22 protein-coding genes are annotated in these 22010 nt (G+C 37.8%); 19 read left to right on the plus strand and 3 right to left on the minus strand.

Translation table 11 applies throughout. The annotated features are described in order from the left end of the window. Positions 1–18: 18 nt before the first annotated feature. The 12 genes from msbA (at position 19) to DS885_RS00800 (ending at position 13928) form a co-directional block, all read left to right on the plus strand. Positions 19–1770, plus strand: a complete 1752-nt coding sequence (gene msbA / locus DS885_RS00745) for a lipid A ABC transporter ATP-binding protein/permease MsbA (RefSeq protein ID WP_113817494.1) — start codon at positions 19–21, stop codon at positions 1768–1770. Then, on the plus strand, positions 1770–2741 hold the full coding sequence (gene lpxK, locus DS885_RS00750) for a tetraacyldisaccharide 4'-kinase (protein WP_113817495.1): 972 nt from the start codon (positions 1770–1772) through the stop codon (positions 2739–2741). The genes msbA and lpxK overlap by 1 nt, the downstream gene beginning before the upstream one ends. Continuing rightward, the gene (locus DS885_RS00755; protein ID WP_113817496.1) at positions 2735–2914 is read left to right on the plus strand and encodes a Trm112 family protein; all 180 of its coding nucleotides are present in this window, start codon (positions 2735–2737) and stop codon (positions 2912–2914) included. Before lpxK ends, DS885_RS00755 begins: the two co-directional genes overlap by 7 nt. Positions 2915–2916: 2 nt before the next feature. Then, positions 2917–3705 carry a 3-deoxy-manno-octulosonate cytidylyltransferase gene (gene kdsB / locus DS885_RS00760; RefSeq protein WP_113817497.1) on the plus strand — a complete coding sequence of 263 codons (789 nt, stop codon included), beginning with the start codon at positions 2917–2919 and terminating at the stop codon, positions 3703–3705. 8 nt (positions 3706–3713) lie between these two features. Next, complete coding sequence (locus tag DS885_RS00765) at positions 3714–4649, plus strand: hypothetical protein (protein WP_258546805.1); 936 nt, start codon at positions 3714–3716, stop codon at positions 4647–4649. Between the two features lie 9 nt (positions 4650–4658). After that, a complete protein-coding gene (locus DS885_RS00770) occupies positions 4659–5558 on the plus strand; it encodes a DUF350 domain-containing protein (RefSeq protein WP_113817499.1) in 900 nt (299 codons plus the stop codon). A 63-nt stretch (positions 5559–5621) separates the two neighbouring features. Next, entirely contained in the window at positions 5622–7331 is a 1710-nt protein-coding gene (locus DS885_RS00775) for a polyamine aminopropyltransferase (RefSeq protein ID WP_113817535.1), read from the plus strand. A gap of 122 nt (positions 7332–7453) precedes the next feature. Further along, complete coding sequence (locus DS885_RS00780) at positions 7454–9211, plus strand: lysophospholipid acyltransferase family protein (RefSeq protein WP_113817500.1); 1758 nt, start codon at positions 7454–7456, stop codon at positions 9209–9211. 96 nt (positions 9212–9307) lie between these two features. Further along, entirely contained in the window at positions 9308–10870 is a 1563-nt protein-coding gene (locus tag DS885_RS00785; RefSeq protein WP_113817501.1) for a SulP family inorganic anion transporter, read from the plus strand. 647 nt (positions 10871–11517) lie between these two features. Continuing rightward, positions 11518–12480: a 6-phosphofructokinase gene (gene pfkA, locus DS885_RS00790; protein WP_113817502.1), complete on the plus strand. Its 963-nt coding sequence runs from the start codon at positions 11518–11520 to the stop codon at positions 12478–12480. A gap of 124 nt (positions 12481–12604) precedes the next feature. Next, complete coding sequence (locus DS885_RS00795; protein WP_113817503.1) at positions 12605–13204, plus strand: UPF0149 family protein; 600 nt, start codon at positions 12605–12607, stop codon at positions 13202–13204. 10 nt (positions 13205–13214) lie between these two features. Then, positions 13215–13928: a TIGR01621 family pseudouridine synthase gene (locus DS885_RS00800; protein ID WP_113817504.1), complete on the plus strand. Its 714-nt coding sequence runs from the start codon at positions 13215–13217 to the stop codon at positions 13926–13928. Positions 13929–14021: 93 nt separating this feature from the next. Here the strand turns inward: DS885_RS00800 and xthA are convergent, their stop codons facing one another. The 3 genes from xthA to DS885_RS00815 form a co-directional block, all read right to left on the minus strand. Next, entirely contained in the window at positions 14022–14828 is an 807-nt protein-coding gene (gene xthA / locus DS885_RS00805; protein ID WP_113817505.1) for an exodeoxyribonuclease III, read from the minus strand. Positions 14829–14998: 170 nt separating this feature from the next. Then, positions 14999–15232: a TIGR02647 family protein gene (locus DS885_RS00810; RefSeq protein WP_113817506.1), complete on the minus strand. Its 234-nt coding sequence runs from the start codon at positions 15230–15232 to the stop codon at positions 14999–15001. Between the two features lie 198 nt (positions 15233–15430). Next, on the minus strand, positions 15431–15853 hold the full coding sequence (locus tag DS885_RS00815) for an outer membrane protein assembly factor BamE (RefSeq protein WP_113817507.1): 423 nt from the start codon (positions 15851–15853) through the stop codon (positions 15431–15433). 243 nt (positions 15854–16096) lie between these two features. On the opposite strand from DS885_RS00815, the gene hemA reads away from it, so the two are divergent. The 7 genes from hemA (at position 16097) to DS885_RS00850 (ending at position 22004) form a co-directional block, all read left to right on the plus strand. After that, complete coding sequence (hemA, locus tag DS885_RS00820; RefSeq protein ID WP_113817508.1) at positions 16097–17362, plus strand: glutamyl-tRNA reductase; 1266 nt, start codon at positions 16097–16099, stop codon at positions 17360–17362. Positions 17363–17413: 51 nt separating this feature from the next. After that, positions 17414–18505 carry a peptide chain release factor 1 gene (gene prfA, locus DS885_RS00825; RefSeq protein WP_113817509.1) on the plus strand — a complete coding sequence of 364 codons (1092 nt, stop codon included), beginning with the start codon at positions 17414–17416 and terminating at the stop codon, positions 18503–18505. Further along, a complete protein-coding gene (gene prmC / locus DS885_RS00830) occupies positions 18506–19333 on the plus strand; it encodes a peptide chain release factor N(5)-glutamine methyltransferase (RefSeq protein WP_113817510.1) in 828 nt (275 codons plus the stop codon). Between the two features lie 89 nt (positions 19334–19422). Further along, positions 19423–19809, plus strand: coding sequence for a SirB2 family protein (locus DS885_RS00835; protein WP_113817511.1), 387 nt, complete (start codon positions 19423–19425; stop codon positions 19807–19809). A gap of 3 nt (positions 19810–19812) precedes the next feature. Next, positions 19813–20673 (plus strand): SirB1 family protein, encoded by an 861-nt coding sequence (locus tag DS885_RS00840; protein ID WP_258546806.1) that lies wholly within the window; start codon positions 19813–19815, stop codon positions 20671–20673. 83 nt (positions 20674–20756) lie between these two features. Beyond that, positions 20757–21602 (plus strand): 3-deoxy-8-phosphooctulonate synthase, encoded by an 846-nt coding sequence (gene kdsA, locus DS885_RS00845; RefSeq protein ID WP_113817512.1) that lies wholly within the window; start codon positions 20757–20759, stop codon positions 21600–21602. Positions 21603–21608: 6 nt separating this feature from the next. After that, positions 21609–22004 (plus strand): DUF423 domain-containing protein, encoded by a 396-nt coding sequence (locus tag DS885_RS00850; protein ID WP_258546807.1) that lies wholly within the window; start codon positions 21609–21611, stop codon positions 22002–22004. Positions 22005–22010 lie beyond the last annotated feature (6 nt).

Here is a 22010-nt window from a genome sequence, read left to right on the forward strand (position 1 = left end):
CTCTTATTTGGTGTATTAATGAAAAACGATAAAGAAAACGCTTGGTCAATATTAAAGCGACTTGTTAGTTATATTAAAGATTTTAAACTAGCGTTAGTAGGCGCCATTATTGGCATGATTGGTTATGCTGCTGTTGATATGGCGTTAATTTGGTCTTTACAACCATTAATTGATGATGGTTTCACTGGTAAAGATCCTACTATACTTGAAATGATGCCTTATTTTGTTGTGATTGTAATGGGGTTACGGGGTGTAGCTGCTTTTATGAGCTCTTACTGTATGGCTTGGGTGGGTAATAACGTTGTAATGAAATTACAACGCCAATTGTTTGCCCAGCTAATGTTGTTACCAGTATCATTTTTTGACCGAACGAATACGGGTGAATTGTTATCTAAAATCACTTATGACGCGACTCAAGTTTCTAATGCTGCGAGTAATGCGTTAGTTAAAGTATTCCGTGAAGGTGCAACAGCGATAGGGCTAATTGCATTAATGTTTTATCAAAGCTGGCAGTTATCATTGGTGTTTTTTGTGGTGGGGCCAATTGTTGGTTTAGCAATTAACATTGTGAGTAAACGTTTTAGAAAGATCAGTAAAAATATACAAAATGCAATGGGCACAGTAACAACTTCTTCTGAGCAGATGTTGAAAGGCCATAAAGAAGTATTAATGTTTGGTGGCCAAAAAGTAGAAAACAAAAAATTTGAAAAAGTCAGTAATACCGTTCGTTCTCAAAAGATGAAAATGGCCAGTGCAAATGCGATTAGTGTACCTGTCATACAAAGCCTGTCCTCTTTTGCTTTAGCATTTGTGTTATATCTTGCTACCTTCCCACAGATTATGGATACACTGTCATCGGGTACGTTTGTGGTGATTATTAGTTCAATGATGGCACTGATGAAACCGATTAAGAGTGTGACTCAAATTAATAATGAAATTCAAAAAGGGATTTCAGCGAGTACCAGTTTATTCGATATGCTAGATATGAATGTAGCTAAAGACGAAGGCACATACGAAGTCGACCGTGCAGATGGCGATATTAGTATTAATGATGTTGTATTTACTTATCCAAAAGGGGATAAACCTGCTTTAAATAATGTAAGTTTTAATGTCAAAGCAGGGCAGTCCGTGGCGCTAGTGGGACGTTCTGGTAGTGGTAAATCTACCATCGCGAATCTACTTACACGTTTCTATGATATTGACTCTGGTGAAATTTTATTAGATGGTAAGAACATTGAAGAGTATCGACTCACTTCATTACGTGACCAAGTAGCAATTGTCTCGCAAAACGTGCATCTTTTTAATGATACAATTGCTAACAATATCGCTTACGCTAGTGAAGATCGATATACTGAAGAAGACATCATAAAAGCCGCAACAACAGCGCATGCTATGGAGTTTATTAATAACTTCCCTGAAGGGTTAAACACAGTGATTGGTGAAAATGGCGCTATGTTATCAGGTGGTCAACGCCAACGTTTAGCCATTGCGCGTGCATTGTTACGTGACGCACCTGTACTTATTCTAGATGAAGCAACGTCCGCGTTAGATACAGAGTCTGAGCGTCATATTCAAGCCGCCTTAGATGAACTGCAAAAAAATAGAACTTCCATTGTCATTGCACATCGCCTGTCGACCATCGAGCATGCGGATCAAATTTTAGTGATCGACCAAGGCGAAGTAGTTGAATGTGGAACACATCATGAGCTGTTAGCGCTAGGAAAAATATATCATGGCTTAAGTCAGATGCAGTCTGCTGGGGAGCTTTAATGCTTTTTTGGTATAAGCCGACGCAATGGTGGACATGGATATTATGGCCTTTTGCCATGTTAATGCGGTGTATTAGTGTGTGCCGGCGGTATGCTTTTCAGCAAGGTTGGCTTAAAAGTTATAAAAGTCCCTTACCTGTAGTGGTGGTTGGTAATATCTCCGTGGGCGGAAATGGTAAAACGCCTTTTGTTATTAGCCTTTGTGAGTTACTGATCGAACAAGGTTATAAACCAGGTGTGATTAGTCGTGGTTACGGTGGCAAAGCAGATAATTATCCATTACTCGTTACTAGCGATACCTCGGGTAAAATCGCCGGTGATGAGCCTGTATTGATTTTCCAACGTTTACAGATCCCTGTTGTGGTTGACCCCGTTCGTTCTAATGCCGCTGATTATTTGGCAACACAGTGTGATGTGAATGTGATTATTACCGATGACGGCTTGCAACATTATGCATTGCAACGTGATATAGAAATTGTTGTTGTTGATGGTAAACGTCGCTACGGCAATCAACATATTATGCCGATGGGGCCATTAAGAGAATCGGTTAGTCGTTTACGTGATGTTGATTTTATTATTAACAATGGTGCGGTTCATGAAGGTGAGTCAACCATGTTCTTAATGGCATCTGAGTGTAAAAGAGTGGATGGTATTGAAGGTAAATTAGCAAAACAAAGTGTTAACGCTTGCGCTGCGATTGGTTATCCTCCACGCTTTTTTAATACATTAGTTGAACAAGGTTTTAGCCTAGATAAGCAAATACCTTTTGCTGACCATCATGCTTATAGTGAAAGTGATTTTGCGCAATTTAATACTGACAAACCACTGTTAATGACCGAAAAAGATGCAGTTAAATGTACTTCATTTGCTCAACCTCATTGGTGGTATTTACCAATTGATGGTCAATTACCCGCTGATTTTACAGACCCGTTTTTAGAAAAGTTAACACAGATTAAGGAAATAAAATGCTAGATATTAAGTTATTGGATATTATCGCTTGTCCAGTATGCAAAGGAAAATTAGCTTACGATAAACAGAAAAACGAATTAATCTGTAAATTTGACCACCTGGCTTATCCTGTGCGAGATGGTATTCCTGCATTACTGTATACAGAAGCGCGTAAAATGAGTGCTGACGAGGAGTAATCATGTCATTTATTGTAGTTATTCCTGCTCGTTATCAATCTACTCGCTTACCGGCTAAACCCTTAGCTGATATCTTGGGTAAAACCATGATTGAGCGAGTTGCTAATCAAGCATTACAAAGTGGTGCGAAACAAGTGATTGTGGCAACTGATGATCAACGCATTGTTGATGCATTAGTAGAGGTTAATAATATAGAAGTTTGTTTAACCTCTAAGGATCACGAATCAGGTACTGATAGGTTAGCGGAAGTATGTCAGCAATATCAATTTGCAGATGAAGAGATTATCGTAAATGTGCAAGGTGATGAACCATTAATTCCACCTACTGTCATTAAACAGGTAGCTAATAACTTATATGCGAATCAACAAGCAAGTGTTGCTACATTAAGTGCACCTATTACAGATCAAGATGACGCTTTTAATGTTAATGCAGTGAAAGTAGTAACCGATAAAAACAACCTCGCATTATATTTTAGCCGTGCGACTACACCTTGGGATCGCGATAATTTTACCGAACAAAATAAACAGGGCAAGAATGTCGATTTAAGTCATTTACAACGCCATATTGGTATTTATGCTTACCGTGTTAGCTTTTTAAAGCAGTACGCGCAATTATCAGTATCACCATTGGAAATGATCGAAAAACTTGAGCAGTTAAGAGTACTTTGGCATGGTTATAAAATTCATGTTGATGTAGCTAGTGAAGTACCTCCAGCAGGAGTGGATACTGCACAAGACTTACAACGAGTGATTGACGTATTGTCACAAAGTGACATTAATATTAAGGAATGATAAAGCCTATGCGAGTTTTTCTTATTGCTTGTTTTAGTTTCTTGCTAGTAGCTTGTGGCGATGACCGCCCAGACCGCTTGCAAGCAAATATTAACACAGCTGATTACCTTATTGAGAATCTAGGAACAAACTTAGATACTCAACGAATTCGAAATGCGATTATTTTGCAACAGTATGCGACGCTACTGAAACAGAAGAAGCCTGACTTAAGCCCATTGTTAACTGAGTTATCAAAAGATGCATCAAGAGAAGGGCCGATGTTTCGCTCTTTAGCAGATCGTCTTTCCACTTTAAAAACCAGACCTGAAATATTAGGGGATATCGAAGCCCAATTATACGAAAGCGAAACCTTGATTGAAGCGTCTGATCCCACTTTATTTAATGATGCGTTATCTGATCCTGTAAATGTTATCGCGGATATGTCTGATGGTGAGCTTGCGCGTGTTAATGCAATTAGCCAAGCACGAAGCCTACAAGCTAATGGCGCTGACGATAATGGTGCTGGTAGTCAGTTGGTAGGTAATCCGGGTTACGGTCAATGGCAAACGAATAGTAGTGGCTTTTCATTCTGGCAATGGTATGCGGCTTATACTCTGTTTTCTGCCATCTCTCCACGTCAAATAGGTTACGATCGCTGGTCATCGCGCAGAGACTACAGCTATTACAATGATGTGGGTAGGAATCGTTATACTTCTCCGCAACAAAAGAAATCTCAAGATGATTTAGCACAGCGTACGAAGAAGAAATTTGGCAATAAAGGTGGTTTTACTAGTCCTTATGCTAAATCTAAAACCGGTGCAAGTCGCATGTCTACAGCCAGTAAACAAGCGCAGAAAGCGCCGAGTTTTTCAGGGAAATCAAGTTATTCGAAGCAAAAAGCTTCCTCTAGTAGCTTTAGAAACAGCAAATCAACCACATCTCGTGGTGTTAGTCGCGGCAAATAGGATATTAAAATGAACGAATTAATGACAACATTAGAAATAAGTGGATCGCTGATTGGTTATCTAGCAATTGATATGGCTGTTGCTATCCTATTGTTAGGCGGCATTCGTTATACCATGGGTATGTTAGGTAAAATTAATACCGCAGATGAGTTAGCCCATAAAGATAACTTTGCTTATGGTATTAGTATGGCTGGTGGGGTAGCAGCCATGGGGATTGCATTAAGTGGAGCTATCACCGGAGAACTTGCAGGATCTTACGAAATTGAATTAATTGGAATGTTAGCTTACGGTTTAGCAGGGTTAATTTTAATTAAAGCAGGTCGTTACATTCACGATCGTTACGCACTACCTGCCTTTGATAAACAAACCTTAATTATTGATCGTAATATTGCTGTTGCTTTAGTAGATGCAGCTTCAGTGATTGCTACTGCTATTGTGGTACGAGCTGCAATCATGTGGGTAGAAGGCTTAAGTGTTGATACCTTTATTGCACTAGTGGCTGCTTGGGTTGTATCACAGGTGATGTTAGTGGTGATCACGCGTTTATTTGAGTGGAAATATTCAAAAAACAACGGTATTTCTTTCCAAACAGCCTTGGTTAATAACCATATAGCATTAGCAATTCGTTACAGTGGTTACCTTATTTCAACCGCTATGTCGGTAACTGCAGCAAGTTACTTCATTATTTTTAATATGGATTCACTATGGACAGGCTTGATGCAGTGGGTAGTGATCAGCGTTATCTTAATGGTGTTATTAACTATTTTAACAAGTCTTGCTAAGTTATTAGTATTATGGGGAATTAACCGTCGTGAGGAAGTTGAAGATCAACAAAACATCGGTATTGCAACCATTGAACTAGCAACTTCTTTTTCCATTGCTTTCCTATTAATGGCATTAATGTCTTAACACTAGTTTTTTATGTCACTAGGCCATCATCTGATGGCCTTTTTTATAAGCGAATTTAATTGTATGCGCCTTAAATCCCTCAATAGCAAACAGCTCAACCTACTTATTGATGATGCTTTTTTAATTCTAATTATGGCCACATTAGCCTGTTGTGGTCTGATATATGAGTACCTATTATCTCATTACTCTGCGCGTATTTTAGGCAGTGTTGAAACAGTCATTTATGCGATTATTGGAATAATGATTGTCTCCATGGGATTGGGTGCTTTTGCTGCTAAAAAGGTAAAAGATGCCTTTCAAGGCTTTGTGTTTTTAGAGCTCATTGTTGCGCTGATTGGTTGTAGTGCTACCTTATTTATTGCTTCTGTGATCGGTTTTAGTCAAACCTTACCGCAAGTTATTGCTGATACTTACCAAATACCTAACGATGTGCTACTAAAAGGGGATTTTTTAGCAACATTATCTTGGTTAACCACCAAACTGCCTTATCTATTTGCGTTTATTTTAGGTTTTTTGATCGGGATGGAGATCCCATTGATTGCAAGGATCAGAGAAACTGTTTACGGACAGCGTTTAGCGCATAATGCAGGCACTATTTATGGTGCCGATTATATTGGTGCCGGTGTTGGTGCTGCGATTTGGGTGCTGTTTATGTTGAAAATTGAGATCAGCCAAGCAGCCGCTCTGACCGCTTCATTAAATTTGATTGCGGGTTTTGTATTTTTAGTACGTTTTAAAGATCATCTAAAACACAGAACAAAATTGATTGTAGGTCACCTTTGTTTAGGTGGTTTGATTGTATTAGTATTTTTGTTCGGTAACAACTGGCAAAAGCAGATGCAAAATATGTTGTATTTAGACAAAGTGGTGTATCAAACGCAAACCACTTATCAGAATTTGGTATTTACTGAGCGTTTACTGGGTGGTGGTTATGATCCTATCTATAACTTTTATATTAATGGTCGATTACAATTTTCAAGTTTAGATGAACATATCTATCACGAGTTTTTAGTGCAGCCAGTGATGCAAGTATCTGCACGCCATCAACATATTTTAATTATTGGTGGGGGTGATGGTTTAGCTTTACGTGAAGTTCAAAAGTGGCAACCTGAACAAGTGACTCTGGTTGATCTTGATCCTAAGCTGATCGCATTATTTAAATACCCAGAGCAAGCATTACCACCTCACCTGAGTGATAAAATTAAACGTTTAACACAAGATAGTTTTAATCAGCCAGGTGTGAAGGTCATTAATGATGATGCCTTTATCGCTATAGACCGTTTATTAGCGAATAAACAGAGTTTTGATGCGATCATTGTTGATTTGCCTGACCCTAGCCATCCTGATTTAAATAAGATGTATAGCGTGAATTTCTATTATCGTTTGAAAAACTTGTTAAGTGGTGATGGGGCTATTGTTGTGCAATCTACTTCACCATTCCATGCGCAATCTGCATTTATCTCTATTGGTAAAACGTTGCAAGAAGCAGGCTTTAATACCGAACAGTACCATCAAAATGTTCCGTCATTTGGTGAATGGGGCTGGAGTATTGGCACTAAACGTGGACAATCTGCGTCACAGCGAATATCAAAGATTAACACGTTAAATGTACCAACGAAGTGGTTAACTTTACCTTTGTTAAAAGGAGCTTTTTCCTTTAATAAAGATTTTTATTTACATAAAGACAAGGTAAAAGTTAATTATTTAGGCAGTAATGTGCTTTATCAATACCACCAAAATGCCTGGGAAGCAGAAACAGAATTTGCAAATTAAATAAAAGTGATTGTTGTTCATTTTGTTTGACTCACTTGTCATGAATAAGTCTTAAATTTGTAACTCGCCTGTCATTTTACCTTTCTATCCTACTTTAAACAGGATAGAAGGGTGATGATAGGATGATTTCAAGTCAAGAGATGTTCAAAAAGTACTTTCCACAACTAGTGGAAAACTCCTTACAACATAAATTATTAAGTTCTTTATGTAAAAATTTATTACATGAAAGTGAATTTGTACAATTTTCAGCACGCTACCCCAATCTTAAAGGTTTTGATTTAATTGAGAAAACACTCGATTATTTTGACTTCAGTTTTGCAACGATAGATAAACAAATAGAGCGTATACCTGTTTCTGGTCGTGTGGTGATTATTGCTAACCATCCAATTGGTTCATTAGATGGTTTGGCTTTATTACATCTAGTGAAGAAGATTCGCGGTGATGTAAAAGTGGTCGCTAATGAACTATTAATGGAAATAAAACCACTTCAAGAGCTATTATTGCCCGTTAATAACATGTCGGGTAATACCGCCAAACAAGATTTACTGAATATTCATGACTTCTTATCTGCTGATGGGGCATTAATTATCTTTCCTGCGGGGGAAGTCTCTCGCTTTACACCAAAAGGGATTAAAGATTGTCAGTGGCATAAAGGCTTTTTGAAAATTGCCTCACGTGCCAAAGCTCCCATATTACCGATACATATTAAAGCGAGAAACTCCTGGACCTTTTATGCCTCTTCTTTCTTTTACAAACCATTAGCGAGTTTGTTACTCGTTAAAGAGATGTTTAAACATAACGAGCAAAGCATCAATGTCAGAATTGGTAAGTTAATCCCTTTTGAAAGTTATGGTAAAAATAAACTATCAACTAAAGTAAAAGTAAACCTATTACAGAAAGAGGTTTATCGAGTAGCAAAAGGGCAGCGAAGTTACTTTAAAACAGAATCGGTAATTGCTCATCCTGTTCCACGGGTGGAATTAAAGCATGCTATTGAGAAATGTCAGTTATTAGGCAGCACCTCTGATGGCAAGAATATTTACCTCTTAGAAAAACCCGATCATGGGGTTATTTTAAAAGAGCTAGGGCGTTGTCGAGAAGTTACGTTTCGTGCTGTTGGTGAAGGTACTGGAGAAAAACGCGATCTAGATGAGTTTGATTTTGAATATCTTCATATTATTTTGTGGGATAAAGAGCAGTTAGAATTAGTAGGTGCTTATCGTTTTACCACTACTTCACGCTTAATAAGCGATAAAGGAGTCAGTGGTTTATACAGCGACCAGTTGTTTGACTATAAAGCAGATATGCACCCCTATTTTGAACGAGGTATAGAGCTTGGGCGTAGTTTTGTACAGCCTAGGTATTGGGGAAAACGCAGCTTAGATTATCTATGGCAGGGAATTGGTGCTTATTTAGCCATGAATAAAGATATTCGTTATCTATTTGGGCCTGTTTCTTTAAGTGCTTCATTACCTAAAAAGGCACATGCGTATCTAGTCTATTTTTATCAGCTATATTTTCCTGCACAGGGGGACCTGGCTCAACCCAGAAATGCCTATAATATTTCAGATGAGTTAGACAACGAATTGTTAAGTTATTTCACTGGTGAAAACTACGCTAAAGACTTTATGAAATTAAAAACCATGATGAATAATATGGGGGTCAGTGTGCCAACCTTATATAAACAATACACTGAATTGTGCCATGAAGGTGGTGTGCAGTTTGTTGATTTTAATATTGATCCGGACTTTAATAATTGTATCGATGGCTTAGTAGTGGTGGATTTAACTTATCTAAAAGAGAAGAAAAAATCACGCTATATTGATATGCATTTAACAGACGATAATCTACAACAAGAGCTAGCTGAACTCAGCGCTTAAACAACATACAAATTAAAATTTGTTTGTTTTGCTGTTACCTTAAATGGGCGCTATAATACGCGCCCTATATTTTACCCCTAAAAAGGAACAACAGCGGTGTTTGAATTCCCCCAAATAAATAAAAGCAGTGTTAAAAATGATGTGCTTTCAGGTTTAACAGTTGCTTTGGCACTGGTACCAGAAGCAGTGGCCTTTGCCTTTGTTGCAGGTGTTGAACCAATGATTGGTTTATATGCGGCATTTATGGTTGGTTTAATCACCTCTATCTTTGGTGGTCGTCCAGGTATGATCTCTGGCGCAACCGGAGCAATGGCTGTTGTAATGGTTGCATTAGTAAGCTCACACGGTGTTGAGTATCTATTTGCTGCGGTTATGTTGGCAGGATTATTCCAAATTTTATGTGGTGTTTTGCATTTTGGTAAATTCATTCGTATGGTGCCACATTCAGTGATGATTGGTTTTGTGAATGGCTTAGCTATCGTTATCTTTTTAGCGCAACTAGGTCAATTTAAAGTGAAAGATGCCGCGGGTAACTTAACTTGGTTACAGGGCAATGCACTTTATATCATGTTAGCTTTAATCGCGTTAACCATGGCGATTATCCACTTTTTACCTAAGTTAACTAACGCAGTGCCTTCTACATTAGTGGCGATTGTGGTCGTGACTTTGTTAGTTTATTTTGTTCCTGCATTAGAAACTCGCACCGTATTAGACTTTCTACAAAGTATGAGTGGCGATGAAAATGCGACAATTGCGGGTAATTTACCAACCTTTGCGCTTCCAATGGTTCCGTTCAATTTAGAAACATTACACGTTATTTTGCCATACTCTCTGATTCTAGCTGCAGTTGGTCTAATTGAATCTCTATTAACCTTGACCGTTGTTGATGAGATGACAGGGACACGTGGCCGTCCTAATAAAGAGTGTGTTGCTCAAGGTGCATCAAATATGGTGAATGGCGTATTTGGTGGCATGGGTGGTTGTGCGATGATTGGTCAGTCTATGATTAACATTAACTCAGGTGGACGTGGTCGTTTATCTGGTATTACCGCTGCACTTGCGTTATTAGCGTTTATTTTATTTGCATCTGGTTTAATTGAAATTGTACCGCTAGCTGCATTAGTGGGTGTGATGTTTATTGTTGTATTAGGTACTTTTGAATGGGCTTCATTCAAAATGATGCGTAATGTGCCAGTTAAAGATGCAATTGTGATTGTATTAGTAAGTACGGTAACTGTGTTCACTGACCTTGCTATTGCTGTTTTTGTTGGTGTGATTGTTTCTGCATTGGTATTTGCATGGGAACATGCTCGTCATATCCATGCAAATGTTGCTGAAAATGAAGATAAAACTGAAAAATCTTACGCTATCAATGGCCCATTATTCTTTGGTTCTGTGAGTAATTTCTTAGAATTATTCGACGTTAAAAATGACCCTCGTCATGTGACGGTTGATTTTGCATCCTGTCGTGTAGCAGACCATTCTGCTATTGAAGCGATTAGTGTACTTAACGAGCGCTATGTAAAAGAAGGCAAAAAACTGCATATTCGTCACCTAAGTAAAGACTGTCGAAAGTTATTGCATAAAGCAGGTGTACTAGTGGAAATGAACCTAATTGAAGATCCGTCATATGCGGTAGCATCGGATAAACTAGGTTAATTTATAGAGATTATAAAGGGTATTTAAAAGCAGGTTTTATAACCTGCTTTTTTGTATCTATTCGAAAAGGTATTATGGGAACGGGGAATTAGGTTTTAATAAACCTTGTGTTATTTATTAATGGTTTTTTATCGAGTTGATTGTCTAATTGGGCGATAGCCAGCATCGCATTTAGGGCTCATTTGAGTTGTTTTTGGGTTCCATACTGAAAACCAAATATGTTTGTTTCTTAACGTTTTCTTTTTACTTTTCATCTTCTTCTCCTTTTATTTGTTAAACACAATATAGCCTACTTATTGCAACTTTGTGACAATTTAAAAAAGATTACTGATCCAGATTAATAAAAAAGCAAAGAAAGGCCTTTTTAACAAGAAAATGCATAATATTGTTATTCTACAGCCTTCAGATATTGTATGCTTGAGGCACGAAGTATCAGAGGTTGTTTACATGAAAAACCAATGATTAAATATTAGCTATTTTAACAAAATTGATGTGGTTCTGGACGTTTACTTTCTGCAACTCATGTAGAAAACTACATTTAACTTGAGTTAAAATATAAAAGTTTTAATTTTATAGATGATTATCATAGTCTATATGGCAATAGTCTTATGGTTTTTATCAATTAGTGTAATTGGTTGAGGTAAATTGTGATTAAAAAAATTGGTGTGCTTACAAGTGGTGGCGATGCGCCGGGTATGAATTCTGCAGTGCGAGCAGTAGTACGTACTTGTCTTTCTCACGATATCGAAGTGTTCGGTATTTATGATGGTTATGCAGGATTACATGCAGATAAAATCGAACAAATGGATCGTCATTCAGTATCTGATGTTATTAATCGCGGCGGCACATTTCTAGGAACAGCTCGTTTCCCAGAATTTAAAGAAGAAAGTGTTCGTAAAGAAGCGATTCAGCAATTAGAAAAGCACGGTATTGAAGCATTAATCGTTATTGGCGGTGATGGTTCATACATGGGTGCATTAAAATTAAGCGAAATGGGTTACCCATGTATCGGTATTCCTGGCACAATCGATAATGACATTGCGGGTACTGATTTCACTATCGGTTTCATGACTTGTTTAAATACGATTGTTGATGCAGTGGACCGTTTACGTGACACCTCTTCATCACATAACCGTATCTCTATTGTAGAAATGATGGGACGTTACTGTGGTGATTTAACACTATGGGCTGCGATTGCTGGTGGTAGTGAGTACGTTATCGTTCCTGAAGTTGATTTCGATGAAGATAAATTAATTGAACAAATTCAATTAGGCGAAGAAAAAGGTAAAAAGCACGCGATTGTTGCTATTACTGAGCACATTACTGATGTGACTGCTTTAGCAAAACGTATCGAACAAAGAACTAAACGTGAAACACGTGCGACAACATTAGGTCATATCCAACGTGGTGGTGCACCAATGGCATTTGACCGTATTTTAGCAAGCCGTATGGGTGCTTACGCTGTTGATCTACTGATGGCTGGTAAGAGTGCACGTTGTATTGGTATTAAGTGTGGTGAGATGGTTGACCATGACATCATCGAATGTCTAACTGAAATGAAACGTCCATTCCGTCAAGATTTATACGATCTATCAAACGTTCTATATTAGGCTTAAAAGCTAATATACATCTTTATAGATATATCGATTAAGCCTACTTTTAAGTAGGCTTTTTTATATCTCAAATATATAGTATTAATATTTCATACTAAACACACTACTACTAGGAGTTAATATGCCCGACAATCAAAAAATGGCATTGTTTGATTTTATCGAACTGAATGGTCAATTTAATAGTATAAAAGGCTTACACACTAGTTACTATCAAATTGGTTTCATGTGTAGTGTGCAGGCTCTGCCAGAGTTATTAGATTTGGATCAATGGTTAAGTTATCTGTGGCAAGCTGATGCGGAGATGACTTTTGATAATGAACAACAAGCCACTAACTATGCGCAAAAAGTACTCGCGCTTAGCAATGAAATTCAAGCATCTTATCAAGAAGCGATTCCGCTGAATGGATTACAATGTCATGATTGGTTAACCCCAGATAAACAGTTAACTGAACAAGCAGTTCAATTTGCTAGTGGTTTCTTAGCGGCTATTGAAGTGTTTAGCGAACAATGGGAATCAGTGGAAGGTGATAGTAATAGTGAAAATATATTACAGACAACTATTTTACTATTAACCAAACTTGCTCCCGTGGATGCTAATGACCCGCAATTCTTAGCGATAGTTGACCAATTACCTGAATACCATGAAATATTAGCGATTTTGCCACAATTATTGAGTAATTTAGCTTATAGTGCGGCGCAGAATTTAGTCTTTGATGAATAATAGGGTAGCGATGCAAGAGGCAATCACAGTAGAAAGTACATACTTTTCAGTTGTATCAGAAGAAGATGATTTTGTAGTCATCAATAAACATCCCGGTATTAACTTTCATAGTGAAGATGGTGAGTTTGGGGTAGTAGTTGCCGCGGAACGTTATTTCAAACAGAAGTTATTCAGTGTGCATCGTTTAGATAAAATGACCTCGGGCATTTTATTATTAGCTAAGTCATCAGTAGCGGCAAACCGGTTGTCAGAATTATTTAAAAGTCAGGATATTCAAAAATTTTACTTAGCCATTGCAGATAAAAAACCTAAAAAGTCTCAAGGTTTAATTAAAGGTGGCATGGAAAAATCACGTCGTTCAATGTGGAAACTAACTAGAAATACTGAGAATTTAGCGATCACACAGTTTTTTAGTTTTTCATTAGGAGAAGGTAAACGTTTGTTTGTGGTTAAGCCTAAAACAGGTAAAACACATCAAATTCGTGTGGCGTTAAAAAGTATAGGCAGTGCGATTTGTGGTGATCCTATCTATGCAACGGAAGATGCACACCGTTATGACCGTGGATATTTACATGCTTTTCAAATTCAATTTGTCTATCAAGAACAGGCATTTAACTTTAGTGCTGCGCCAAGTTTAGGTGAGTTGTTTCATTTACAAGCTTGTCAGGAAAAATTAGCAGAGTTAGAAGATTGTAATTTATTAAAATGGCCTAAGAAAACCTAGTTATTTTTTACGATTAAAAATAAAGGCTCAAGTTTCACTTAAATTGGAGATAATTAAGTGATACTTGAGCCTTTTGAGTATTAGGTTAAGGGGTTAAGCAAATTCAGTCCAGATTGGAGCATGATCTGATGGTTTATCGATCCCTCTTAATTCATAATCGATATCTGCTTCAACGGTTTTCTCTGCCAATGCTGGGGTTGCTAATACCACGTCAATACGTAAACCACGGTTATCATCAAAACCACGAGAACGATAATCAAACCAACTAAACTTTTGATCTTCTTCTGGGTGTAATAAACGGAAGGTATCTGTGAAACCAAACTTCATTAAGGTTGCTAACCATTCACGCTCTTCAGGTAGGAAGCTACATTTTTTTGTTTGTAACCAACGTTTAGCATTTGCTTCGCCAATACCAATATCTAGATCTAATGGTGAGATATTAATATCACCCATCACGATAACATTTTCCTCGGCAGTATGATGCTCATTCAGATATGTATTTAAATCTTGATAAAATTGACGCTTATACGGGTATTTAATTTCATGGGTTTGATTCTCACCCTGTGGGAAATAACCGTTTAAAATTCGCACTGGCTGTCCATCTTCATCAGGCACAGTCACCATAATCATGCGTTTCTGATGCTCTTCATTATCAGTAGGGAAGCCATATTGCACATCAGTTGGTTTTTGTTTACATAACATAGCAACACCGTAATGGGCTTTTTGACCATGGAAATAAACGTGATATCCCATAGCTTCTACTGCTTCAACAGGGAAGGCGTCATTATGTACTTTGATCTCTTGAAGTCCAATTACATCAGGTTGGTGTTTATCGATTACTGCTTGTAATTGATGTAGACGTGCGCGTAGCCCGTTAATATTAAATGAGATAACTTTCATAGCGAGAATAACCTTTACAGAATCAAAAGGGAGAATGTACCTTGTTGGCGCAATTTACTCAACTAAGAGATCTACATAGCAAAATAAATGGGCAGTATTTGTTAATGGATAAAACGACAACTGAAGTGCTGAGGGCGAGCAACGTACTCAGCCCACAACCATAATATAGATTAATGAAGTGCGATTAATAGGTGGTGTAGATGATCTGCAGTTTCTAAGCCACTATCGGTTAAGTACCCACCATCTTGTTGTGAAATAAGACCTTTATCAAACAGAGATTGTGCCGCTTTAATGATGCTGGGGTCAGCTTCTTTATGAATTTTTAAGCCTTCTAATTGTGAGGTTTCAGGAAATTTCGCGAGTAACTTTATTTCATCTAACAGAGTATCAGAGTAATTTTTCATGGTTATTTAGCTCACTTGTATTGCTGATAAGAGGTTTCATCATAGTGAGGTAAATATAAAATGCAAAAGCTAATAGAGGGGAGTTTGGTGTAGATCAATTCTTGGAAAAATTCCTTAATTAATAGTGATGTAGCGCACTTAAATTAACAAGGAATGGAGCTAAGGAGTGTCGAAACACTCCTTTACGTTAAAGCGGGTTTATTCTGTGGTAGGTGCAACTTTAGTGTCGCCCGTTTGTGCGGCCTCGTTTGGCTCTTTTTTCACTTTAGGGTTTTTTACCAGTGGATTTTCTTGTTCGATATTATCACTGCTAATATTGGCTAATTTATTACCATCAAAAGTTAACAGTATTTGTGACTGCTGAACTGGTTCGCCACCTGGTTTGATATAACGAATGTAATACCATTTATTACTATCAAATTGATCAATTAACATTGGAGAGCCTAACACGTAAACGATTTGTTGTTGTGTCATACCAATTTCAACTTGGGCTAATTTTTCACTGTCTATATAGTTTCCTTGAACTACATCGATTTGATATACAAAGGTATTGTATAAGTAAGAACACCCTGAAAGAGAGAAAGTAATCGCAAGGCTGGCAAATATTTTTTTAATAGTCATGGGCTCTTCAATAATTTAGTGATAGAAAATCAGTGCTTGATAATACCCAAGCGAAGCTGACATGTAAAAATATTAGCGCAGAAATTTTGCTATTCTGTTTTATAAAGTAAAAGTTATAGCAAAATTGTTTGTTTTTAAAACTAAATACACCATAGAAACAGAGTTCGCTTTAAATTTGTGGTAAATTTACGTAGAATTCAGCTCTTTATTTTGCTCCATTTCTTGTTTCTGTGAATTATATAAATGCCATTATTTGCGTTAGGAATTAACCATCAAACTGCACCAGTTGAACTGAGAGAAAAAGTTGCTTTTGCACCTGACTCTTTGATGGTGGCTTATGCAGATTTGTTATCTCAACCTCTTGTTAAAGAGGCAGTTATTATTTCTACTTGTAATCGTTGTGAAATTTACTGCCATTATGAAGGACACGATATAACACCCATTTTAAGATGGTTAACAGACTTCCATGGCATTGAAGCGGGTGCTTTTGACCAGAACTTTTATAGCTACCAAGATCAACAAGCCGTTAATCACCTATTTCGTGTGTCATGCGGGTTAGACTCTTTAGTATTAGGTGAACCACAGATTCTTGGGCAAATTAAGCAAGCCTTTGCTTCTGCTGGTCAAGCGAAAGCGGTTAGTAAAACCTTAAACAAATGGTTTCAATATGCCTTTAGTGTGGCAAAGCGTGTGCGTACCGACACTCAAATTGGTGCCAATGCAATCTCAGTTGCGTTTGCTGCCGTTTCTTTAGCTCGACAAATATTCAGTGATTTAAAGAAAAGTCGTGTGTTGTTAATTGGTGCAGGCGAAACCATTGAGTTGGTTGGCAAATATTTACTAGAACATGAAGTGCCAAATATCACTATTGCTAATCGTACTTTAGAGCGTGCAATGGGGTTAGTAGAGCAGTTTAACGCTAATGCAATTACCTTAGAAGAAATTCCTAATCATCTGGCTAAGTCAGATATTATTATCTCATCCACCGCGAGTCCTTTACCTATCATTGGTAAAGGTATGGTGGAATGTGCGTTAAAAGATCGTCGCCATCAGCCAATGTTATTTATCGATATTGCAGTGCCTCGAGATATAGAACAGCAGGTCGCAGAGTTAAATGATGCGTATCTATATAGTGTTGATGACCTACAGGGCATTATAGAAGAGAATAAACAAGCACGAGTAGAAGCCGCCATTGAAGCTGAAAAAATTATTGTCGCAGGTGTTAGCGACTTTATGGCGTGGCAAGAGTCATTAAAAGCGGTAGAGAGCATTCGATTATATCGCCAAAACAGTGAGCAATTAAGAGATGAATTATTACAACGTGCTATTACTTCATTAGCGAACGGTAACGACAGTGAAAAAGTATTAAAAGAGTTGGCGTTTAAATTAACCAATAAACTTATTCATCATCCTAGCCAAGCTCTGACTACGGTCAGCCAAACAGGTAATGAACAAGATTTAGCTTTATTAAGGTTAACACTCGGTTTAAGCCAACAAGACGAATTATAAAGAGATAACTCAGTAGTTTCGCTGCTGAACTATTCATAAGAAGAGATAAAAATGAAAGCATCTATTGTTGCAAAGTTAGAAATATTAGTTGAACGTTATGAAGAAGTACAAGCGCTATTAGGTGACCCTGATACGATCAGTAATCAAGATAAATATCGTGAATTAACTAAAGAGTATTCACAGCTAGAAGAAGTAGTATTGTGCTTTAAAGCCTTTCAAACGGCTCAAGAAGACTTAGCTGCAGCAGAATTAATGCTAGAAGATGACGATGAAGATATGCGTGAAATGGCGCAAGATGAGATCACTGAAGCTAAAGAGTCTGTAGAAAGATTAGCCGCTGAGTTGCAAATTTTATTACTGCCAAAAGATCCAAATGATGACCGTAACTGTTTTGTTGAGATCAGAGCCGGAGCAGGTGGTGATGAAGCGGCTATTTTTGCAGGTAACTTATTCCGTATGTACAGTAAATACTGTGACAGCAAAAAATGGCGCGTGACCATCATGAACAGTAATGAAAGTGAGCAGGGCGGTTACAAAGAAGTGATCATGCAAATTGAAGGTGATGGCGCTTACGGTCTAATGAAGTTTGAATCGGGCGGTCACCGTGTACAACGTGTACCAGAAACAGAATCACAGGGCCGTATTCACACATCCGCTTGTACCGTTGTAGTTATGCCTGAAATTCCTGAATCAGAAGCGATTTCAATTAACCCTGCTGATTTGAAAGTTGATACGTTCCGCGCTTCTGGTGCAGGTGGTCAGCACGTTAATAAAACCGATTCTGCTATTCGTATTACACACGTACCAACGGGGACTGTTGTAGAGTGTCAAGATCAACGCTCACAACATAAAAACCGTGCGCAAGCGATGTCTGTTTTACAAGCACGTTTACAACAAGTTGAAGACGAAAAGAACAATGCTGAAGAGCAAGACATTCGTCGTAGCCTGGTAGCAAGTGGTGACCGTAGTGAACGTATTCGTACTTATAACTACCCACAAGGCCGTGTTAGTGACCACCGTATTAACCTGACTATTTACCGTTTGAATGAGGTATTAGAAGGTGAATTAGATGCGTTATTAGATCCTATCCTACAAGAAGACCAAGCTGATAAACTAGCTGCACTTGCACAAGGTGCACTGTAGTTGCGTATCGATGATGCATTAGTCTGGGCTGAATATACACTGGTAAGCAGTGATTCAGCCTTGTTAGATGCGCAGGTGTTATTAGCTTATGTATTAGATAAACCAACCATTTATCTAATGACGTGGCCAGAACGAGATTTAACTGCGCAACAAAAAACAGGTTTTGAGCAATTGATTGAACAACGCCTTAATGGTCAACCTGTGGCACATTTAACTGGTGAACGTGAGTTTTGGTCACTGCCTTTTAAGGTCAATGCGAGCACACTTATTCCTCGCCCAGATACTGAATTATTAGTGGAACTAGCCTTAGACAAGACTAGCCCAAATGCACATATTCTAGATCTTGGTACAGGAACTGGTGCGGTAATTCTTGCACTCGCCAGTGAACTGCCAAATGCAACGTGTATGGGTGTAGACTATAGTGCTGATGCCGTATCTTTAGCCTGTGAAAACCGCGAAATACTGGGGTTTAACCAGGTTATTATCAAACAAAGTAATTGGTTTGAAAATGTACAAAACAGGTTTGATGTTATCGTTAGTAATCCGCCGTATATAGACCCTTTAGATAGTCACCTTAAAAGCGGTGACGTAAGATTTGAACCTCTGTCGGCGTTAACTGCCAAAGAGAGTGGATTGGCGGATATTCGTTTGATTTGCGAACAAGCTAAAGATTATTTAACTGCAGGTGGTAGCTTGTTACTTGAGCATGGTTATGATCAAGGGCAATCAGTGCAAAAAATTATGCAAGATAATGGCTTTGTTGATGTGCAAACAAAGCAAGATTACGGTCAAAATGACCGGGTTACTTTAGGTCATTTACCTTTGTAGCGTGAATCTACTACACTGCTATGATCAAAGTTACTAAGTTTAATGATAAATAATATCAATGAGTCAATTGGTTTAGGGCAAGGATAACAATGTATAACATTTTAAAACATACTCATATGAGTTTTATCGTATTAGCGATCGTGCTTTATATCATCCGTTTTTATTGGTTAAAGACGGATCATGCTAATGCACAAAAGCCAATTTATAAAAAAATCCATACCCATACTCACCTAGCTATTATTTTATTAGGTATTGCCTTAATGGTACTAGTACATTGGAATCCATTCTCCTTAGGTGGATATTGGTTATTGGAAAAAATAATCGCATTTGTTGCCTACTTTACTATGGTACAAGTGTCATTAAACCCAAATACTAAAACACATATTCAATGGTTATCTTTTATTGGTGCGTTTGGTTGGCTTGCTTATATCGCTAAATTAGCATTCACTAAACAAGCTATTTTATTAGTGGGGTAAACAGTGGAATTAGATGAAAAAGAGACGCTTGAAGAAACTGTGTTTACTAACAGTTTTATTCATGAAGGAATAGATTATAGCGCTTATTCTCTTTTACAGTTGGCTGGAATGGCTGAATCTGAAATTACAGGGCATTCAGCAGTTGAGCTTCAAGACGCGATGCGTTTACAACTGATTGTTATCAAGTCTCAGTTATCAAGTTACGCTGATAACAATATGGAAAAATTAAGCGGACTACTTAATAACCTATACCATGTGCAAAAATTTAGCGGCGATTGGAAGGCTTTTTTCAAAGTTAAAAATGCGTTGTTATCATCGGTATTATCACGCCGTAAAGGCGTACCGATTAGCCTTGGTATTTTATTGATTGAATCATTAAAGGAAACGGGGTTTAATGCCAATGGCATCTGCTTTCCAAGTGGTTTTATCGTGAAAGTCGACCTGCACGGAGAGGCGATATATATCGATCCATTTAATGGTGAGATAGTTGATTTATTGCAATTAGAATTAAAAGTGCGTGGCCAATTAGGTAATCATGCACGTTTAACGCCTGATATGTTACAGGCGGATAGCAGTGAAACGATCATTAAACGTTATGTTAATGTCTTAAAAGCCGCTTATATCCAAGCTGAAAGCATTGAGTTAGCTCTATTATGCAGTGATATTTTATTAAGGCTGGATCCCGAGGATGCCTTTGAAGTAAGAGATCGTGGTTTCTTATTTCAACAATTAGAGTGTTATCAATTAGCATGTAATGATTTCACATACTTTATTGAACAGTGCCCTGAAGATCCCATTGTTAATTTATTAAAAAGACAGATTAAACAGATGGGTGATGAACTAACAGCACAAGTTATCCATTAATTATTTAACTAATAGCCGTCATAGCAAGGTTGTGATGACTAACCATTTTGATCGTGTAATTCGATAAAAATAAGAGAGTAAAAATGAGCCAGAAAATTATCAAAGTCGGCAATGTTGAAGTTGCAAATGATCTTCCATTTGTTTTATTTGGTGGTATGAATGTTTTAGAGTCGCGTGACCTTGCGATGAAAATGGTAGAAACCTATGTTGAAGCTACCTCTAAACTGAATATTCCATATGTGTTTAAAGCTTCATTCGACAAAGCAAACCGTTCATCGGTTAATAGCTTCCGTGGTCCTGGTTTGGAAGAAGGCTTACGTATTTTTGAAGAGATTAAATCTAGCTTTAATGTTCCAATTATTACTGATGTTCACGAACCGTACCAAGCAAAACCTGTTGCTGAAGTGGTTGACGTTATTCAACTACCTGCATTCTTAAGCCGTCAAACTGACTTAGTTAAAGCAATGGCAGAAACAAATGCTGTGATTAATGTGAAAAAAGCGCAATTCTTAGCGCCACATGAAATGCAACATATCATCACTAAATTTAAAGAAGCGGGTAATGATAAAATCATCCTGTGTGAACGTGGTAGCTGTTTTGGTTACAATAACTTAGTTGTTGATATGCTAGGTTTCAGCACCATGAAAGAAACGTCTTACCCAGTGATTTTCGATGTTACCCACTCTTTACAAAAACCAGGTGCACGCAGTGATAGCGCTGATGGTCGCCGTAGCCAAGTGGTACAACTAGGTTTAGCGGGGATGTCACAGGGTATTGCAGGTTTATTCCTAGAGTCTCACCCAGATCCTGCAAACGCAAAATGTGATGGTCCATGTGCATTGCCACTTGATAAGCTAGTGCCTTTCCTGACGCAAATGAAACAAATGGATGAACTAGCTAAAAGCTTAGATCCTATTGTGACTGAATAAGCTATTGTGTTAACTATCTCAACACAGTCACGCTGTTTTATCGCCGTTGCTGCCTTATTAGGTGCAACGGCGGTTATGTTTGGGGCTTATGCTAGTCATGGTTTATCTGCATGGGCTGATCCTGAACAAGTCTCACAGGTAAAATTAGCGTCGCAATATCAGTTACTGCATGCATTAGCTTTGTTAATGACAGCAATATTAAGCTCATTCTATGTAAGTCGCTTGCTTACCTTGAGCTTATATTGTTTTAGCATTGGTACGCTATGTTTCAGTGGTAGCTTATATTATTGGGTATTTTTTGCATCGAAACTGTTAGTTCTGATCACACCATTAGGTGGTTTGTTACTGATCATTGCGTGGTTATCTATTGCGTTAGCAATGCTCTTTTCACAAAGAAAATAAAGATTT

This window comes from Psychromonas sp. B3M02 (assembly GCF_003318165.1).
Lineage (GTDB): Bacteria > Pseudomonadota > Gammaproteobacteria > Enterobacterales > Psychromonadaceae > Psychromonas.

What these genes read in the sequence shown, in the direction of transcription:
- msbA (WP_113817494.1), top strand. Translation starts at nt 19, where the DNA reads ATGAAAAACGATAAAGAAAACGCTTGGTCAATATTAAAGCGACTTGTT.
- lpxK (WP_113817495.1), top strand. Translation starts at nt 1,770, where the DNA reads ATGCTTTTTTGGTATAAGCCGACGCAATGGTGGACATGGATATTATGG.
- DS885_RS00755 (WP_113817496.1), top strand. Translation starts at nt 2,735, where the DNA reads ATGCTAGATATTAAGTTATTGGATATTATCGCTTGTCCAGTATGCAAA.
- kdsB (WP_113817497.1), top strand. Translation starts at nt 2,917, where the DNA reads ATGTCATTTATTGTAGTTATTCCTGCTCGTTATCAATCTACTCGCTTA.
- DS885_RS00765 (WP_258546805.1), top strand. Translation starts at nt 3,714, where the DNA reads ATGCGAGTTTTTCTTATTGCTTGTTTTAGTTTCTTGCTAGTAGCTTGT.
- DS885_RS00770 (WP_113817499.1), top strand. Translation starts at nt 4,659, where the DNA reads ATGAACGAATTAATGACAACATTAGAAATAAGTGGATCGCTGATTGGT.
- DS885_RS00775 (WP_113817535.1), top strand. Translation starts at nt 5,622, where the DNA reads ATGCGCCTTAAATCCCTCAATAGCAAACAGCTCAACCTACTTATTGAT.
- DS885_RS00780 (WP_113817500.1), top strand. Translation starts at nt 7,454, where the DNA reads ATGATTTCAAGTCAAGAGATGTTCAAAAAGTACTTTCCACAACTAGTG.
- DS885_RS00795 (WP_113817503.1), top strand. Translation starts at nt 12,605, where the DNA reads ATGCCCGACAATCAAAAAATGGCATTGTTTGATTTTATCGAACTGAAT.
- DS885_RS00800 (WP_113817504.1), top strand. Translation starts at nt 13,215, where the DNA reads ATGCAAGAGGCAATCACAGTAGAAAGTACATACTTTTCAGTTGTATCA.
- xthA (WP_113817505.1), bottom strand. Translation starts at nt 14,828, where the DNA reads ATGAAAGTTATCTCATTTAATATTAACGGGCTACGCGCACGTCTACAT.
- DS885_RS00810 (WP_113817506.1), bottom strand. Translation starts at nt 15,232, where the DNA reads ATGAAAAATTACTCTGATACTCTGTTAGATGAAATAAAGTTACTCGCG.
- DS885_RS00815 (WP_113817507.1), bottom strand. Translation starts at nt 15,853, where the DNA reads ATGACTATTAAAAAAATATTTGCCAGCCTTGCGATTACTTTCTCTCTT.
- hemA (WP_113817508.1), top strand. Translation starts at nt 16,097, where the DNA reads ATGCCATTATTTGCGTTAGGAATTAACCATCAAACTGCACCAGTTGAA.
- prfA (WP_113817509.1), top strand. Translation starts at nt 17,414, where the DNA reads ATGAAAGCATCTATTGTTGCAAAGTTAGAAATATTAGTTGAACGTTAT.
- DS885_RS00835 (WP_113817511.1), top strand. Translation starts at nt 19,423, where the DNA reads ATGTATAACATTTTAAAACATACTCATATGAGTTTTATCGTATTAGCG.
- kdsA (WP_113817512.1), top strand. Translation starts at nt 20,757, where the DNA reads ATGAGCCAGAAAATTATCAAAGTCGGCAATGTTGAAGTTGCAAATGAT.